This window comes from Terriglobales bacterium (genome assembly GCA_035764005.1).
In the GTDB taxonomy this organism is placed as follows: domain Bacteria; phylum Acidobacteriota; class Terriglobia; order Terriglobales; family Acidobacteriaceae; genus Gp1-AA112.
Genome location: DASTZZ010000065.1, coordinates 109,826 through 125,133 on the forward strand (window position 1 = coordinate 109,826; position 15,308 = coordinate 125,133).

Annotated in this window: 18 protein-coding genes; 11 read left to right on the top strand and 7 right to left on the bottom strand. The window is 56.6% G+C overall.

The features are described 5' to 3' along the window. Window positions 1–35: 35 nt before the first annotated feature. From rbsK to VFU50_10235, 4 genes are all read right to left on the bottom strand, one after another. Window positions 36–968 carry a ribokinase gene (rbsK, locus tag VFU50_10220; GenBank protein ID HEU5233226.1) on the bottom strand — a complete coding sequence of 311 codons (933 nt, stop codon included), beginning with the start codon at window positions 966–968 and terminating at the stop codon, window positions 36–38. 80 nt (window positions 969–1,048) lie between these two features. Further along, complete coding sequence (locus VFU50_10225; GenBank protein HEU5233227.1) at window positions 1,049–1,417, bottom strand: carboxymuconolactone decarboxylase family protein; 369 nt, start codon at window positions 1,415–1,417, stop codon at window positions 1,049–1,051. 87 nt (window positions 1,418–1,504) lie between these two features. Further along, window positions 1,505–2,251, bottom strand: coding sequence for a hypothetical protein (locus VFU50_10230; GenBank protein ID HEU5233228.1), 747 nt, complete (start codon window positions 2,249–2,251; stop codon window positions 1,505–1,507). A 39-nt stretch (window positions 2,252–2,290) separates the two neighbouring features. Further along, window positions 2,291–3,052 carry a dienelactone hydrolase family protein gene (locus tag VFU50_10235; GenBank protein HEU5233229.1) on the bottom strand — a complete coding sequence of 254 codons (762 nt, stop codon included), beginning with the start codon at window positions 3,050–3,052 and terminating at the stop codon, window positions 2,291–2,293. A 50-nt stretch (window positions 3,053–3,102) separates the two neighbouring features. Here VFU50_10235 and VFU50_10240 point away from each other — a divergent pair, with 50 nt between their 5' ends. Together VFU50_10240 and VFU50_10245 are read left to right on the top strand one after the other, a co-directional pair. Further along, a complete protein-coding gene (locus VFU50_10240; protein HEU5233230.1) occupies window positions 3,103–4,113 on the top strand; it encodes a zinc-dependent alcohol dehydrogenase family protein in 1,011 nt (336 codons plus the stop codon). Continuing rightward, window positions 4,114–4,257 carry a hypothetical protein gene (locus VFU50_10245; GenBank protein HEU5233231.1) on the top strand — a complete coding sequence of 48 codons (144 nt, stop codon included), beginning with the start codon at window positions 4,114–4,116 and terminating at the stop codon, window positions 4,255–4,257. Here the strand turns inward: VFU50_10245 and VFU50_10250 are convergent. Beyond that, entirely contained in the window at window positions 4,236–4,760 is a 525-nt protein-coding gene (locus VFU50_10250) for a gluconokinase (GenBank protein ID HEU5233232.1), read from the bottom strand. The genes VFU50_10245 and VFU50_10250 overlap by 22 nt on opposite strands. A gap of 125 nt (window positions 4,761–4,885) precedes the next feature. Here VFU50_10250 and VFU50_10255 point away from each other — a divergent pair, with 125 nt between their 5' ends. The 5 genes from VFU50_10255 (at window position 4,886) to VFU50_10275 (ending at window position 11,317) form a co-directional block, all read left to right on the top strand. Next, on the top strand, window positions 4,886–7,303 hold the full coding sequence (locus VFU50_10255; protein ID HEU5233233.1) for a phosphoketolase family protein: 2,418 nt from the start codon (window positions 4,886–4,888) through the stop codon (window positions 7,301–7,303). A 6-nt stretch (window positions 7,304–7,309) separates the two neighbouring features. Then, window positions 7,310–8,482, top strand: a complete 1,173-nt coding sequence (locus VFU50_10260; protein ID HEU5233234.1) for an acetate/propionate family kinase — start codon at window positions 7,310–7,312, stop codon at window positions 8,480–8,482. Window positions 8,483–8,535: 53 nt separating this feature from the next. Then, window positions 8,536–9,384 (top strand): fumarylacetoacetate hydrolase family protein, encoded by an 849-nt coding sequence (locus VFU50_10265; protein HEU5233235.1) that lies wholly within the window; start codon window positions 8,536–8,538, stop codon window positions 9,382–9,384. An 87-nt stretch (window positions 9,385–9,471) separates the two neighbouring features. Next, complete coding sequence (locus tag VFU50_10270; protein ID HEU5233236.1) at window positions 9,472–10,365, top strand: SDR family oxidoreductase; 894 nt, start codon at window positions 9,472–9,474, stop codon at window positions 10,363–10,365. A gap of 250 nt (window positions 10,366–10,615) precedes the next feature. Then, window positions 10,616–11,317 carry a CoA transferase subunit A gene (locus VFU50_10275; GenBank protein HEU5233237.1) on the top strand — a complete coding sequence of 234 codons (702 nt, stop codon included), beginning with the start codon at window positions 10,616–10,618 and terminating at the stop codon, window positions 11,315–11,317. Window positions 11,318–11,410: 93 nt separating this feature from the next. Here VFU50_10275 and VFU50_10280 read toward each other — a convergent pair whose 3' ends face one another. Beyond that, window positions 11,411–11,686 (bottom strand): hypothetical protein, encoded by a 276-nt coding sequence (locus VFU50_10280; protein ID HEU5233238.1) that lies wholly within the window; start codon window positions 11,684–11,686, stop codon window positions 11,411–11,413. 29 nt (window positions 11,687–11,715) lie between these two features. Between VFU50_10280 and VFU50_10285 the strand changes: the two genes are divergently transcribed. The 4 genes from VFU50_10285 (at window position 11,716) to def (ending at window position 14,793) form a co-directional block, all read left to right on the top strand. Continuing rightward, window positions 11,716–12,405 carry a CoA transferase subunit B gene (locus tag VFU50_10285; GenBank protein ID HEU5233239.1) on the top strand — a complete coding sequence of 230 codons (690 nt, stop codon included), beginning with the start codon at window positions 11,716–11,718 and terminating at the stop codon, window positions 12,403–12,405. 331 nt (window positions 12,406–12,736) lie between these two features. Then, on the top strand, window positions 12,737–13,447 hold the full coding sequence (locus VFU50_10290) for a hypothetical protein (protein ID HEU5233240.1): 711 nt from the start codon (window positions 12,737–12,739) through the stop codon (window positions 13,445–13,447). 164 nt (window positions 13,448–13,611) lie between these two features. Beyond that, a complete protein-coding gene (locus VFU50_10295) occupies window positions 13,612–14,214 on the top strand; it encodes a YkgJ family cysteine cluster protein (protein HEU5233241.1) in 603 nt (200 codons plus the stop codon). Window positions 14,215–14,220: 6 nt separating this feature from the next. After that, a complete protein-coding gene (gene def / locus VFU50_10300) occupies window positions 14,221–14,793 on the top strand; it encodes a peptide deformylase (GenBank protein ID HEU5233242.1) in 573 nt (190 codons plus the stop codon). A 22-nt stretch (window positions 14,794–14,815) separates the two neighbouring features. Here def and VFU50_10305 read toward each other — a convergent pair whose 3' ends face one another. Continuing rightward, window positions 14,816–15,307, bottom strand: a complete 492-nt coding sequence (locus VFU50_10305; protein HEU5233243.1) for a hypothetical protein — start codon at window positions 15,305–15,307, stop codon at window positions 14,816–14,818. Window position 15,308: the final 1 nt, after the last annotated feature.

Sequence of the window (15,308 nt, forward strand, 5' to 3'; positions counted from 1 at the left end):
TTACTAAGGAAGTAATACGACCTTGCCCGCACCGTCTACGCCTGCTGTTTTAAGAGCTTCTCGACTTCAGAACGTTGGGGCATCGACGGGGCTGTTCCCGGACGAGTCACGGAAATTCCCGCGACGGCGCAGCCGAAACGCGCGGCGGCAACGATATCCATGCCTTCGGCGAGCGCGACCGCGAAGCCGCCGCTGAAGGCATCTCCTGCTCCCGTCGTTTCCACCACAGGTCCAGCATTGAAAGCTGGAATGTGCTGCATGAGGCGAGCATTTTTCACCAGTGCGCCCTGGGCGCCCAACGTGATCACCGCGTTTCGTGCGCCACGCCGCAGCAAGGCTTCTGCTGCAAGGTTCGCATCGGCAAGGCTGCTGACCTCTATTCCCGTGAGTGCGCCGGCCTCGGTCTCGTTAGGGATCAAGTAATCGCAAAGCGGATAAATGCTGGAAGGCAGCTCGTGCGCGGGTGCGGGATTGAGGATCGTCGGCACGCTCCGCTTACGTGCCAGACGGAGCCCGTGCTCGACAACTCCAATCGGCAACTCGAGTTGGGTGAGGAAAATTGCGGAAGAGGCAATCGCCTTCTCCGCCCGGCTGACCTCGTCTTTACTCAGGTGGAAGCACGCTCCCGGAACCACCACGATCGCATTCTCACCTTTGAGTTCATCGATGATGATCGCTGCACTGCCGGTGGCAAGCTCGGCAGACTGGAAGACGAATTCGGTATCGATGCCTTCTGCTTTGTATGTCTGCAGCGCGAGTTCGCCGAAAGTATCCTGTCCTAACTTGGTAATGAAAACGACGTCTGAGCCAAGCCGCGCGGCTGCGACCGCCTGATTGGAGCCTTTGCCGCCAGGCCCAAGCGCGAACGATGCTCCCATCACCGTTTCTCCCCAGCGCGGGAAGCGCGGCGTGCGAAACGCCAGATCGGCGACGTAGCTTCCCATGACTGCGACGCGGCTTCGAGCCATCTCAGCAGTATCGTACGAACCGGGAACTGGTGCCGGGCGGAATCACCGGTAATGCAGCAGTGCGGCCGACACTCTGGAAACTATTCTTTCGCTGTTGCTGCAAGCTCCGGCTGGCTTTTCGCCGCATAGGCATCCAGCACGCGGGCGCTGTAGACCAGCGCGGCTCCGGCGTTAAGGGCGACGGCGACACCTAACGCTTCAGCGATTTCTTCCTTGCTGGCTCCGGCTTTCATCGCCGCTGAGGTGTGGACCGTGATGCATCCATCGCAGCGAGTAGTAACGGCGACTGCCAGCGCGATGAGTTGTCGTGTTTTTTCATCGAGGTGATTGGTCTTCTGCCCGGCATCGCTGAGAGTTCGGTAGCCGCGCACTGTGTCGGGACTAAGTTGTCCCAATTTTCCGATCGTATTCAGCAGTTCGGCGAGATACGCGTTCCAATCCATCATCATGGGAATTTCGCTCCAGTCAGAGGAGTCTATCTGTTAAGACTGGAGCGCGTCTGCATCTTTCTCGACTAGTCCCGCGATTTTGTTGATCTACGAGCCCGTGCCGTTCTGCACGCTGGTGGCGTGATTGTGTTCGAAGGTGACTTTCACCGGATGGCCGTTGTTGTCATAGTCGAGTGTGCGATTGCCGTACTCCCCACCACTCCCTTGCGGAATGCCGACGCCGAGAGCCATCGAAACCTGCAGCTCATTCATCCCTTGCTTTGCCTGATGCTGGCTGATGGCGCTCCACACGTCGGCAGGCCAATGCTTGTATAACTCATGCGGATCGTCGAAGTAGAAGATGTCATTGATGTAAAGCGTGTAATCACCGCCGCGATTGCCGCCGATCGGCGCGGAGTACATCTTCTTGTCATCTGGTCGATGGAAGACTGCTAAGACCTGCTCCTCGCGAACGCGAACTCCGGGAGCTATCTCCTCAGCCTTGGCGTTCGGCGACGTCGCCTGAATCACATTCGTGATCTGCAGCTTGTCGAGCGGAGGCAGCAGGCCGGCGGGATGTTTGAAGTCTACTCGCCCAGAGCTATACGGATAGAAGTAAACCTGATTGCCCGCTTTCAGCCAGACCGTTTTGCCATCCAACGCTTCCTTCGAGGACTTCAGATCATAGGCGTGAACCTGCGTGGGAACCACGTAATTGTCTGCGCTGAAGTTTGGATTCGGCGTCGCTTGCTTCGGAGCCGGCGCCGGCGCGTTCCGCTCGCGATAGATGAGAAAAATGCGGATGCCAACCAATGCGACAAAGACGAGCAGGATGATCTGAATCCGTCTAGACATAGCGAGCCTTGAATTGTACAGAACCGAGCGCGTGGGCTGTCACGCCGGCGAGCTTTCTCCGAAGTTGCTGCGGAACAGTTGAATCATGTCGGAGAAGGCTGAATCGGCAGATGGCGGATCGTACCGCGGACCTTCGTCGCGCATGAACGCGTGCTCCGCCGGATACAGCTTCACACGATACTTCACTCCGCCTTCCTGCAGAGCGGCACGAATCTTCTCATGTCCTTCTTTGGGAACGTGCGGATCGGCTTCGCCAAAGATCATCAGCAGCTCGCCTTTGATCTCCTTGGTCCGTTGCAGCGAGCCGGCATCCTCCTCTTTACCCAGTCTCCCATCGTGAATTCCTGTTCCATAAAAGCAGACTGTAGCTCGAACATCGGGCTGCAAGGCAGCGCGGAACGCAAGGTGTCCGCCGATGCAGAAGCCGGCCGCAGCCAACTTTGCGGGACTCACTATCGGATGCTGCGCGAGAAAGTCCAGGACGGCGCGGCAGTCGCTATCGAAGTCCTGAACGGAAGTCCTTGAGGTGTCGGCGAGGCCGCGAGTTCTGCCGGAATCGTCGAAGGGCAGGGCAGTGCCCGGTGCTTCAATGCGGTGATAGATTTCCGGCGCCGCGACTACGAATCCATATCCCGCCAGACGCACGCAGGCGCGCAGCATCGGCGGCGTAAGCTGAAAGATGTCGGAATAAAAAATGACGCCGGGAAACCTGCTTTTGCTCTCCGTGCGCGGCGTTGCCACAAACATTCGCAGAGGAGAGTTATCGACAGTGATATCAGTGAAAGTAGCGCTGACTTGCATTTACATTTGATTAGAACTCACGTGTGGCTGATTGAGCAAAGGTCCGCGCAATGAGAGCGATGGTTCTCCCACATCCGGGCTCCATCGCAACACATCCGCTTGCCCAGCGTGATCTTCCGGAGCCGCTGCCGGAACGGGATGAAGTGCTCATTCAGGTGAGTGCCTGCGGTGTTTGCCGCACCGATCTTCACGTAGTGGAAGGCGATCTCCCGCCAAAGCTGACGAATGTTGTGCCCGGGCATCAGGTAGTCGGGCGAGTAGTTCGGTCAGGCGCCGAGGCAAACAGGTACGCGACAGGCGCTCGCGTTGGTGTGCCATGGCTGCATCGCACTTGTGGAGTTTGCGAGTTCTGCACGCGCGGACGCGAGAATCTTTGTCCGAATGCTCTCTTCACCGGTTGGACGGTGAATGGCGGCTACGCCGAATTCATCGTCGCTCCGGAAAAGTTCGTTTATCCCATTCCGGAACAGTTCAGCGATCTGGCTGCAGCTCCGCTGCTCTGTGCCGGGATCATCGGCTTTCGCTCCCTGCGTCTGGCCGAACTTCAGCCAGCAGATACTCTGGGCATTTATGGATTTGGAGCGGCGGGGCACGTCTGCATTCAGGTTGCGCGGCATCTGGGTTATCGCGTGTTGGTCTGCACCCGCGAGGAGAAGCATCGCAAATTGGCAGCGGAACTTGGAGCTGAATGGGTTGGGGGAGCATATGACGATCCTCCGACACCGCTGAATGCCGCGATCATCTTCGCGCCGGCAGGTGAACTCGTGCCTGCAGCGCTAAAGAATCTGAAGCGCGGTGGCACCTTGGTTTTGGGTGGAATTCACATGAGCGACATTCCTTCGTTCTCCTACGATCTTCTTTATTGGGAGCGGCGCATCCGCAGTGTGGCGAACAACACGCGTCAGGACGGAATCGACTTCCTGCGCATCGCCGCCGAGATTCCGATTCACACGCAAGTGCAGACATTCAGACTCGAACAGGCGAACGAAGCTCTCGAAGCCCTGAAGAACGATGGAATCCGCGGCGCTGGAGTGCTGACAATTCAGAAGGGGAAGAACTGATTGGAACGAAAAATCTTTTGGGCGATTTTCATTATCCTGAGCCTGATTGCAGACTTCGCGCTTCCACTCGTCTGGGGAATCATCGCGACTATCCCGCTTCTCTTTGTGAGTTGGTGGATCGCCTACCGCAGCGGCTGGTTCTGATCCGAACCCGCTTCGACTTCGCGCGTCGCTAATCTGCGGCGAATCTCAGTAACGATTTGATCAGGCGCTTGCGCGATGTCGATGAAAATTGCATCTCCTGGCTCTTCGAGATCGGCAAACTGGCTTGATAACATCTGTGGCTTCATGAAGTGACCATGTCGCTGGACAAGGCGAGTGTAGATCAGCTCAGGACTCCCTTTTAGATAGGCGATTATTGCCGGCACGCCGGCTGTAAGGAGATCGCGATAGCTCTGCTTTAGTGCGGAACAGGCGAGTACTGCGTTCTGTCCCGAATTGGTCCAGCCCTCGATGGCATGTCGCATGGCAAACAGCCAGGGCTCGCGGTCAGCATCGGTGAGAGGCACGCCATGAGTCATCTTCTCGATGTTGGCGGCGGGATGGAATTGGTCTGCATCGGCGAAGATGCAATGGAGCGATTCGGCGAGCATGCTGCCAATCAGCGTTTTGCCGGAACCAGCCACTCCCATGACCAGGATGAGCATGCTGCAAATGTAAGCTGCGGTCCACCTAGTCCACAAAGTCCATGTAGGTCCACAGACTCCACATAGCGTGACCGTGAAATGCGTTGACCCGAAACGAGTATCCTGAACACAGCGGAGGATTGCACATGCCGAAGCTGCAAACGCTCGAAGACACTCCGGTTGGATCTGCTCAATGTTCTTCTACTTCGTCTCGTCCACTGTCAGACGTGCAGCTCCGGAAGATGCATGCTTACTGGCGAGCCGCCAATTATCTGACCGTCGGGCAGATTTATTTGAAAGACAATTCTCTGCTGGAGCGGCCACTCACACGCGACGATATAAAACCGCGCTTGCTCGGTCACTGGGGCACGACTGCGGGTCTGAACTTTATCTACACGCATCTGAATCGGCTCATCGTTGAGAACGACCTCAACATGATCTACATCATCGGACCTGGTCACGGAGGTCCAGGATTAGTCGCGCATACGTATCTCGAAGGTTCGTACACGGAAATCTATCCGCATATCGAGCAGAACAAAGATGGACTGCGGCGACTCTTCCGACAGTTCTCCTGGCCCTACGGCATTCCCAGCCACGTCGCTCCTGAGACTCCCGGCTCGATTCACGAAGGCGGCGAGCTCGGCTACTCGCTGCTACATGCGTATGGCGCGGCCTTCGACAATCCTGACCTAATCGTTGCCTGCATCGTGGGCGACGGCGAAGCTGAGACTGGCGCATGTGCGACGAGCTGGCACTCGAACAAGTTTCTTAATCCGGCGAAGGATGGCGCCGTGCTCCCGATCTTGCACCTGAATGGGTACAAGATCGCAAATCCTACGGTGCTCGATCGCATCAGCCATGACGAACTCATCGATTTATTCCGCGGATATGGGTACGAGCCCATCTTTATTGAAGGCACCGATCCCGCAGAGATGCATCAGCTCATGGCAGCGACGCTCGACAAAATTCTCGCGGATATCCGCGCGATTCAGCAGCGCGCTCGCAAGCAGGTGACCATCGAGCGCCCGCGCTGGCCATTGCTGATTTTACGTACTCTCAAAGGATGGACTGGCCCAAAAGAAGTGGATGGTAAGCCGGTCGAAGGAACTTGGCGAGCGCATCAGGTGCCGGTGGACGATGTGCGGAACAATCCCGCGCATTTACGCATCCTTGAAGATTGGATGCACAGCTATAAAGCGGAAGAACTGTTTGACCAAAATGGAACTTTCAAAGACGAGCTGGCGGCGCTGGCCCCCGAAGGACGTCGGCGGATGGGGATGAATCCTCACGCCAACGGCGGCATTCTTCTGGAATCGCTGACTATGCCGCATTTTCGTGAGTACGCGGTGAAGGTCGATAAGCCGGGTACGGTGGAAGTTGAAGCCACGCGGGTGCTCGGACGGTTTCTCCGTGACGTAATCAAACTCAATCAGGACAAGAGGAACTTTCGCTTAGTAGGTCCGGACGAAACGGCATCGAATCGCCTCGACGCTGTCTACCAAGCCACCGGCAAAGAATGGATGGCCAGAGTCGACAAAGTTGACGAGAACCTCACGACTGATGGTCGAGTGATGGAAGTGTTGAGCGAGCACATGTGCCAGGGATGGCTCGAAGGATATCTGCTCACGGGCCGGCATGGATTCTTTAACTGCTACGAAGCGTTCATTCACATCATCGATTCGATGTTCAACCAACATGCGAAGTGGCTGAAGACCACTCGCACTTTGCCGTGGCGTAAGCCGATCGCGTCGTTAAATTATCTGTTGAGCTCTCACGTTTGGCGGCAGGACCACAACGGCTTCTCGCATCAGGATCCTGGATTCATCGATCACGTCGCAAATAAGAAGGCGGACATCATTCGCATTTACCTGCCGCCGGATGCGAACACGCTACTGTCGGTCGCCGATCATTGTTTGCGCAGCCGCAACTACGTCAACCTCATTATCGCGGGCAAGCAGCCCGCACTGCAGTGGCTCGACATGGATTCTGCTGTCCGCCATTGCACTGCCGGCCTTGGCATTTGGGATTGGGCCAGCAACGATAACGGCGATCCCGATGTGGTGATGGCTTGTGCCGGCGACGTGCCCACACTGGAAGCTCTCGCCGCCGTCTCGCTGCTGCGCGAGCACGTTCCCGATATAAGAATTCGCGTGGTGAACGTTGTAGATCTGATGACGCTGCAGCCATCGAGCGAACATCCGCACGGACTGGCAGATGAAGATTTTGACGAGCTGTTTACTGTTGATCGTCCGGTGATCTTTGCCTTCCACGGATATCCCACACTCATCCATCGCCTTACTTATCGCCGCCGCAACCACAACAACTTTCACGTGCGCGGCTATAAAGAAGAAGGGACGACCACGACTCCATTCGACATGGTGGTGCTCAACAATCTTGATCGGTTCCAGCTTGCACTGGATGCGATCCGCAGAATTCCGCGACTGAAGAACATCAGCGACAAGGCCACCGAGCGTTTCTACGCGATGATGCAGAAGCACAAGCTGTACGTGTCGGAGCACGGGGAAGATCTGCCCGAGATTCGCAACTGGAAATGGGCCGCGTAAGCAAAAATGGTCGCAGGCGACGCCGTCTTCACCGTGCTGTCACTGAACAGCGGCTCGTCGTCACTGAAGCTCGGACTGTACTCGTTTCATCATGGGAAAGCTGAACGACTTGTCTGGGGAGAAGCCGAACAGCTGGGCAGCTGCAATGGTCAGCTATGGCTCCATGGGGCTGTGGAGCTGCAATCCAATGAAGCGTCATCTGTGGGCTCCGCGGGTGCTGCGGCACAATATTCGATTCAAAAGCTGCTGGACAGTTCGGCGCCGAGAGCTGACGCAGTAGGACATCGCATCGTCCATGGTGGGCCAAGGCTGCGCACGCATCAGCGAATCACCCCTCAAGTAATCGCTCAGCTTAAAGAAGCGATCCCCTTTGCTCCCCTCCACCTGCCGCCGGCACTCGACGTGTTGAAGTGCGCCATGGAAGGCTTCCCCAACGTGCCGCATATCGCCTGTTTCGACACCGCCTTTCATCGCACGATGCCTGAAGTGGCTGCACGCCTGCCGTTTGGCCGCGAATTCTTCGAGCGAGGTCTTCAGCGCTATGGATTTCACGGTTTGTCATGCGAGTCGATCGTGCGCGCTCTTGGATCCGAACTTATGCCGCGCACGGTTATCGCCCATCTAGGGAATGGATGCAGCATCACTGCGGTCAAGAATGGATCATCGGTCGAAACCACTATGGGACTGACTCCGACAGGCGGGGTAATCATGGGAACGCGAACAGGTGATCTTGATCCCGGTGTGCTTCTGAACCTTCTGCGCAGCGGATACGACGAACAAAAATTAGACTCGCTTCTCAATCATCACGCCGGACTGCTGGGTGTGTCTGGAATCAGCAGCGACATGCGCCAACTCCTCAGTGAGCGGGACGGGAATCCAGGGGCGCGCCTGGCAATCGCAATGTTCTGCTACTCCGTCCGAAAAAGCATCGGGGCGATGGCGGCAGTGCTAGGCGGAATCGATTTGCTCGTATTCACCGGCGGCATCGGCGAGCACTCCGCGACCGTGCGAAGTGAAATCTGCTCGGAGCTGCAACATCTCGGAATCGCGCTCGACAACGCCGCTAATCAGAAGAACGCAAGCAGGATTAGCTCAGGTAGCTGCGGTGTGCGGGTGATTCCTGCCGACGAGGATCTTGAGATCGCGCTGCACGCGAGAGCTCTGTCGCAGAGCAACTGACTCCAAGACAGCCAGCAAGCTGTGAAAACCTCTCTCAGCTACAATCGCCACTCATGACCTCAAACAGCATGAAGCTGTATCGCGCGGAAGAGGGAATCCTCGTCGAGCGTGGCGGTTCTCTTCTGCACATCGAAAATGTCTCATGCGATGAGATCGTCACCCGCGATGATTTGTTCGAGCATCTGTCGCAACTAACCAGAAGCGCCCGCCCGCTCTTAAATCGGAACATTACTGAGTTTCATCTGAAGGCACCCGTCGGGAGTCAGGAAGTTTGGGCCGCAGGGGTAACCTATTTCCGCAGCCGCAACGCGCGGATGGAAGAATCAAAGAGTGCCGGAGGCGGTGATTTCTACGATCGCGTCTACAACGCCGAGCGCCCCGAACTGTTCTTCAAAAGTACGGCGCACCGCGTTGTCGGACCCGGCGGCAAGGTCGCCATCCGCAGCGATGCCAAATGGTCGGTTCCCGAACCGGAACTCGCGGCCCTGGTAAGTCCTGCAGGCAAGGTGATCGGCTACACCATCGGCAACGACATGAGTTCCCGCGACATCGAAGGCGAGAACCCTCTGTATTTACCGCAAGCAAAAGTCTATGACCGCAGTTGCTCGCTTGGACCCGGCATTCTTGTAACTTCCACGCCGCTTCCATCTTCGACCGAGATCAGCCTTCAGATTCATCGTGGCGGGAAGCAGGTCTTTGCCGGTTCGACTTCGCTGAGCAGTATGAAGCGCGATATAAAGACGCTCGTCGACTATCTCTACCGGGACAACTCTTTTCCCAACGGCTGCTTTCTCCTTACCGGAACGGGAATCGTGCCGCCGGATTCGTTCACGCTGTTGTGTGGCGATGAGATTCGCATCACCATCGAACCGATCGGAACGTTGGCGAATGTAGTCGGCTGAATTCTCAAGCGTAGCGCAACGTTTCGCTTGACATCCGTTCGTCAGGGGAACATCGTTTTAACGCCCTTAGCGTGGAAAGGAGTCTCCATGAACGCCAACAAGACAGTCCTGATCACCGGATGCAGCAGCGGATTCGGAAAAGTAATCGCCGAGAGCCTGGCTCGCAAAAGCTATCAAGTGTTTGCTTCCATGCGCAATTCGAACACACGCAATTCCGGTGCCCGTGATGAACTCCTGGAGTTAGCGGCACGCGAACAGTTGCAGCTCACAGTCATAGATCTTGACGTGACCGACGATGACTCAGTCGATCGCGCGATAGCGGGAATCATCGCGGAAGCTGGAAGGATTGACGTTCTCATCAACAACGCAGGTTACGCACTCTGGGGCTTGGCCGAGACGTTCAACGTTGAACAAGCCAAACGAATTTTTGATACCAACTTTTTCGGCATCGTGCGCACGAATCGCGCCGTGCTGCCGCATATGCGGCGCGAGCGCGATGGCTTGATCGTTCACATCACCAGCGCTGCCGGCAGAGGCGTGCTGCCGGGCATGAGCGTGTACACGGCCACGAAGTTCGCCGTGGAAGCTTTGGCGGAGTGCTATCGCTACGAACTCTCGCAGGCCGGAGTCGACTCCATCACGGTAGAACCGGGACCATTCCGAACTGAAGTGTTCGCCAAAGCGGAGGCAGCAGCCGACCTCACACGAGCTCATGAATACGGAGCAGTGGCAGACGTTCCGAACCAGATCGCAGCAGGTCTGGAATCCTCTGCGGCCCCCATGCAGGAAGTCGCCGATGAAGTCATACGGCTGATCGAAACTCCAGCCGGCAGCCGACCCATGCGCACTCTGCTTGGGCCAATCGTCGGAGCTCTGCAGCCGATCAACGATGTCTCCGCGCAAATCCAACGCGAGCTCCTAACCGGATTGGGACTCGGCCACTTGCTCTCCGTCGCCGCAGCAAAAGGTCAAGCAGCGTAGCTGGAGTAAGCGAAGGGATATTTACAAAAGGCAGCGCAGCACCATCGGCTTGGAGAGCAAGGCTCTGAGAAGATCCTTGGACCGTGTTTTTCGTCTGTTTTAACCTTGGCGCGCGCAACAATCGTGCAGCGCAAAGTTTCAAGCTGGCGGATAAGCGAGCATCGCATCCTTGCAATTGCAAATACCCTCGCGAATCTGGGGATGTCCACCAGCACGCCTCCACTGCCGGTCTGGTATCCTGCCCAGTCGCATGAACAAGGTTTTCGCTAACGCTGACGAAGCAATACTTGATATCCAGGAAGGGGCCACTGTGATGTTTGGCGGCTTCGGCCTGTGCGGGATTCCGGAGAATCTCATTGCCGCTATGGTGCGCAAGGGACCGAAGAATCTCACAACGATCAGTAACAACGTCGGCGTAGATCATTGGGGCCTCGGGCTCCTTCTTGAAGCGGGACAAATCACCAGGCACATCGGCACCTATGTCGGCGAAAACAAGTTTCTTGAAGATCTAGTACTCACGAAAAAGATCGATCTTGAGTTGGTTCCACAGGGAACATTTGCGGAGCGCATTCGCGCCGGAGGAGCGGGCATTCCCGCTTTCTTTACTCCCACCGGGGTCGGCACCGTGGTAGCCGAAGGAAAGGAGACCCGCGAGTTCGACGGACGCCCTTACTTGATGGAGCGGTGGCTCAAAGCGGATTTCGCGCTCATCAAAGCATGGAAAGGCGACAAATGGGGCAATCTCGTCTTCCGCAAGACGGCAACGAATTTTTCGCCCATGATGGCTACTGCAGCGAAAGTGACGATCGTTGAAGTGGAGCACTTGGTCGAGGTCGGAGAGATCGAACCGGACCAGGTGATGACGCCCAGCATTTATGTGAAACGCATTTTTCAGGGCACTGGTTACGAGAAGCGCATCGAGCGAAGGACGGTGAGAAAGAAAGCTTCGTAGCCGCGAAGCCACGAAGCTCCGAAGCTCGCCAAGCGAATGTCGGAGTCGCCAATAGAGCAATGATCGCGTTTCGCTACCTCGATCTGCAGGGATTCAGCATTTGCCTGCGACTTTGATGAGCAGGACTGCATTGAAGACAACGCCAAGTGCCGCAAAAACGAAGGTCGCCACGGTCAGCGCGCCGCTTGCACTCCGCGTGCGCCAGCGTGACCACAAAAGCATCAGCACCAGTTCGAGGATCAGCAACACGGCAGCGGGTTTTCTGAATCTGCAATAAAGCTCGACAGCTGGCAATAATGAAAGCGAGAAAAAGAAGAGGACAAGTGCAACGGCAAGAAACAGCAGTGTGGTTCCTTGTGAATTGCGCATTAGCTCGATTGTACTAAGTAGCTGAGTTTATGAGCACCCCTCTCAAATCGGACAAGAGCAAAGACGTCGAAAAACGGGAGCGCATTGTGCGCCGCATCGCACGCGAGTTGCGCGACGGCTTCTACGTGAACCTGGGCATCGGCATGCCCACGCTGGTTGCGAATCACGTTCCTCGAGGCATGGAGGTCGTGCTGCAAAGCGAAAATGGCATGCTCGGCATCGGACCGTATCCATTCGAAGGCGACGAAGATCCCGACTTGATCAATGCCGGAAAAGAAACCGTTACCGAAATTCCCGGGACGGCATACTTCTCCAGCGCCGATTCGTTCGCGATGATTCGCGGCGGCCACATCGATTTCAGCGTGCTGGGCGCGATGGAAGTTGATGAAGAGGGAAACATCGCCAACTGGATGATTCCTGGAAAAATGGTGAAAGGCATGGGAGGGGCGATGGATCTGGTGGCCGGCGCTCGCCGCGTCGTAGTCGCGATGGAGCACACTACGCGCGAAGGCGCTCCCAAAATTCTGAAGCACTGCACTCTTCCCCTAACCGGGCTGAAAGTTATCGACACAATCGTTACCGAGATGGCTTATATCCGGGTGACGGCAGCAGGACTGGTCCTCGAGGAGATCGCGCCGAGTCTCACGGCCGAACAGGTGCAGCAAGCTACAGAAGCGAAGCTGATCGTGTCGCCGGATCTCAAAGAAATGCGCTGTTGAGTCTATTTACTTCTCGATAAAGGCGGGCTTGACCGGTCCACCGTCGTCCTGCTCTTAAGCTGTCACCGATCAACCATTTACCCCGGCGCGTATCAACTCAAAAGATACGTGCGGTGACCAACGTCACTTGTCCTTCCTTTAAGACAAGCTCATAAATAGCCCAATAAACCAGCGTCTTTCGAGGGCGGTTCACCCTGAACTGCACTATATGGGTTTTGGTCGCGTCAAGACGGTATTAATCCTCGCAGCAGGACTGTGTGCCTCGACGGCCGGATCTGCCTCAATCCCGAGCCAGCCCCTGATTCTGGAAGCCCCGCCCTCACCCTTCGACATGGAAGACGGAGAGCTTGATCCGGGAGTGATTCCCAATTCGGCAGTGGCGAGCAGTGACCATTGCGACCAGCTTGCGCGCATGCAGGAAGAGTTCGAGCACGGCATGGCAGTCTCGGATCTGAGTCGAGTTCAAGGACCGGAACAGCATGATCCGCTCGGCGTCTTCGGCAAATTTCGACTGGCTGTCGCTAACGTTTCCGATCCTTTTTCGGTGATGGTTACAGCGATGGATTCCGAATTCGGAAATGCCACCGGTCCGGCATCATCTTTGCCGCGCGGAGCCGATGGCTTCGGCGAGCGCTTCGGTGTATCACTCGCTGGACAGGCATCCAGCGAATTTTTCTCCACGTTCCTCGTTTCCAGTTTGTTCCGTCAGGATCCGCACTATCATCGCGATCCCGATGCTTCGACCAGGAGCCGCATCGGCCATGCGTTATCCTATGTAGTGGTGACGCGTTCCGATTCGGGAAACCGGATATTCAACTTTGCAGAATTTCTGGGGACAGCGTCATCGTCGGTGGTCGAAAGCAGCTTCCATCCTGAATGGAAGCGCGGCCCCGGAGCCAGCGCGCAGCGAATCTTCGTGAGCATCGGCTCCGATGCGGCCTGGAATCTCATGACCGAGTTTCTACCCGATGTAGCGCGCCACGTGAACCCGCGATTCATCGTCCTGCGACGATTGGCGGAAAAAGCCGCTGCCCAGAACTAGCGGGTTCCTGTCATTCCGAACGCCTGTTTTGGCATGAGCAATCCCTATCGATTTAAACAGCTGTCTCCTTATCTATCTTCCGCGTTAAACCACGTCCGCTCCCCGCAATCCGCGTCAGGTTTTCCCATTCGACACTGGTCATGCCCGGGGCATATCCTGAGCGCATGAGTTGGTCTCGTCCGGCAGGCGATCGCGAATTGGTGCAGATCATCGATGCGGCGCTTGCCGATGCTGCGCAAAAAGCTGGGAAATGGCTCGCCTGCCGTCCCGGCTGCACGCAGTGTTGTGTGGGAGCTTTCGCGATCAGCGTTCTGGATACAGCACGGCTGCGAGATGGGTTTGAGCTGCTGCAGCAAAGAGATCGCGCACGAGCAGAACGCGTAAGCCATCGTGCTCGCGCGTATGTGGCGCGCACAGCCTCCGAATTTCCCGGTGATCCTCAAACGGGAATCCTGAGTGAGGATGAGGATGCGCAAGAGGCGTTCTCTCATTTCGCCAACGACGAACCGTGTCCCGCGCTCGATCCAGATACAGGCACGTGCGATTTGTACGAGTATCGTCCGATGACTTGTCGCGTCTTTGGGCCTCCAGTGCGCAACGAGGGCGGCGGATTGGGAATTTGCGAGCTATGCTTCCGCGGAGCTACTCATCAGCAGATCGCAAACTGCGAAATGACGCCGGATCCTGAAAACCTCGAACAATCCATTCTCGACGAGATGCCCTCTAACTCCGAGAACACCATTGTCGCCTTCGTCCTGGCGAAATAACGCTGAATGCCACTTGAATTGCTGCAGGTCGGCGAACCCGTGCTGCGCGAGAGAGCGCGTGAGCTATCGCGCGAGGAAATTCTCTCTGATCGGACTCGAGAACTGATTGCGCTTATGCACGAGACTCTGCGCGATGCGCCCGGCGTAGGTCTCGCTGCTCCGCAAATTGGAGAAGGCATTCAGCTCGCGATTATCGAAGACCTCGCAGAATACTCTCGCGATCTGCCGCCGGACGAGGTCACTGCGCGGGAACGAACGCCGGTGCCCTTCCACGTCATTATCAATCCGCGAATCGTCTCGTACGGCGAGCACAAACTCGAGTTCTTTGAGGGCTGCCTTAGTCTCGCCGGATTCATGGGCAAGGTGGCGCGCTCGCGTGAGGTCGTCGTCGAATGTCTGGACGAGCAGGCGAAGTCGCGCGCCATCCGCGCCTCTGGCTGGTATGCGCGTATCCTGCAGCACGAGATCGATCACCTGAACGGCATCATCTACATCGACCGTATGGATACGCGCACCTTCGCTTCGGTCGAGAATTACAAGCGATACGTCGGGGCGTCCACTCGCGCGTCGTCCAACTGAGCTGGACAGATCCGCCGGCTCTTCAATTCGCCGGAGTGACAGTCAGTGGATCGCCTGTCTGATGATCCTGGATCTGAAATGTAAGAAAATCGTGAATGGCTGCAACCGCCTGCGGATTTCGGCTTGAAACCTTTACGCGAGCGCCATGCGGCGTGTCCTGCACGTCGTACCGAATGTCTTTGCGCAGCTTTTTCATCGTGGGCACGCCGGGTGGCGTCTGGGCGTGAATCAACATAGGTGCATTGAAGTTCCCGTTATGGAACATCTGTGCGATGTGCTCCAGGTGGGTACGTATCTCTTCGCGGCTGGTCGCATCCGACGGATTGGTTGCGAGCGCCTCGATTGTGCCGCCATCCGGAGTCAGCCGGAAATGATGAATCGTCTTCTCATGCGAGAAGCCCATCACCTGATCGCCCCGCTGGACTACTCCTTCGTGGTGCTGGTCAGGAGTTTGCTGAGCAAGAGCACATAAGCTCAGCGCGACGGCAAAAGCTACGCAGGAAGCGCTTTTCATG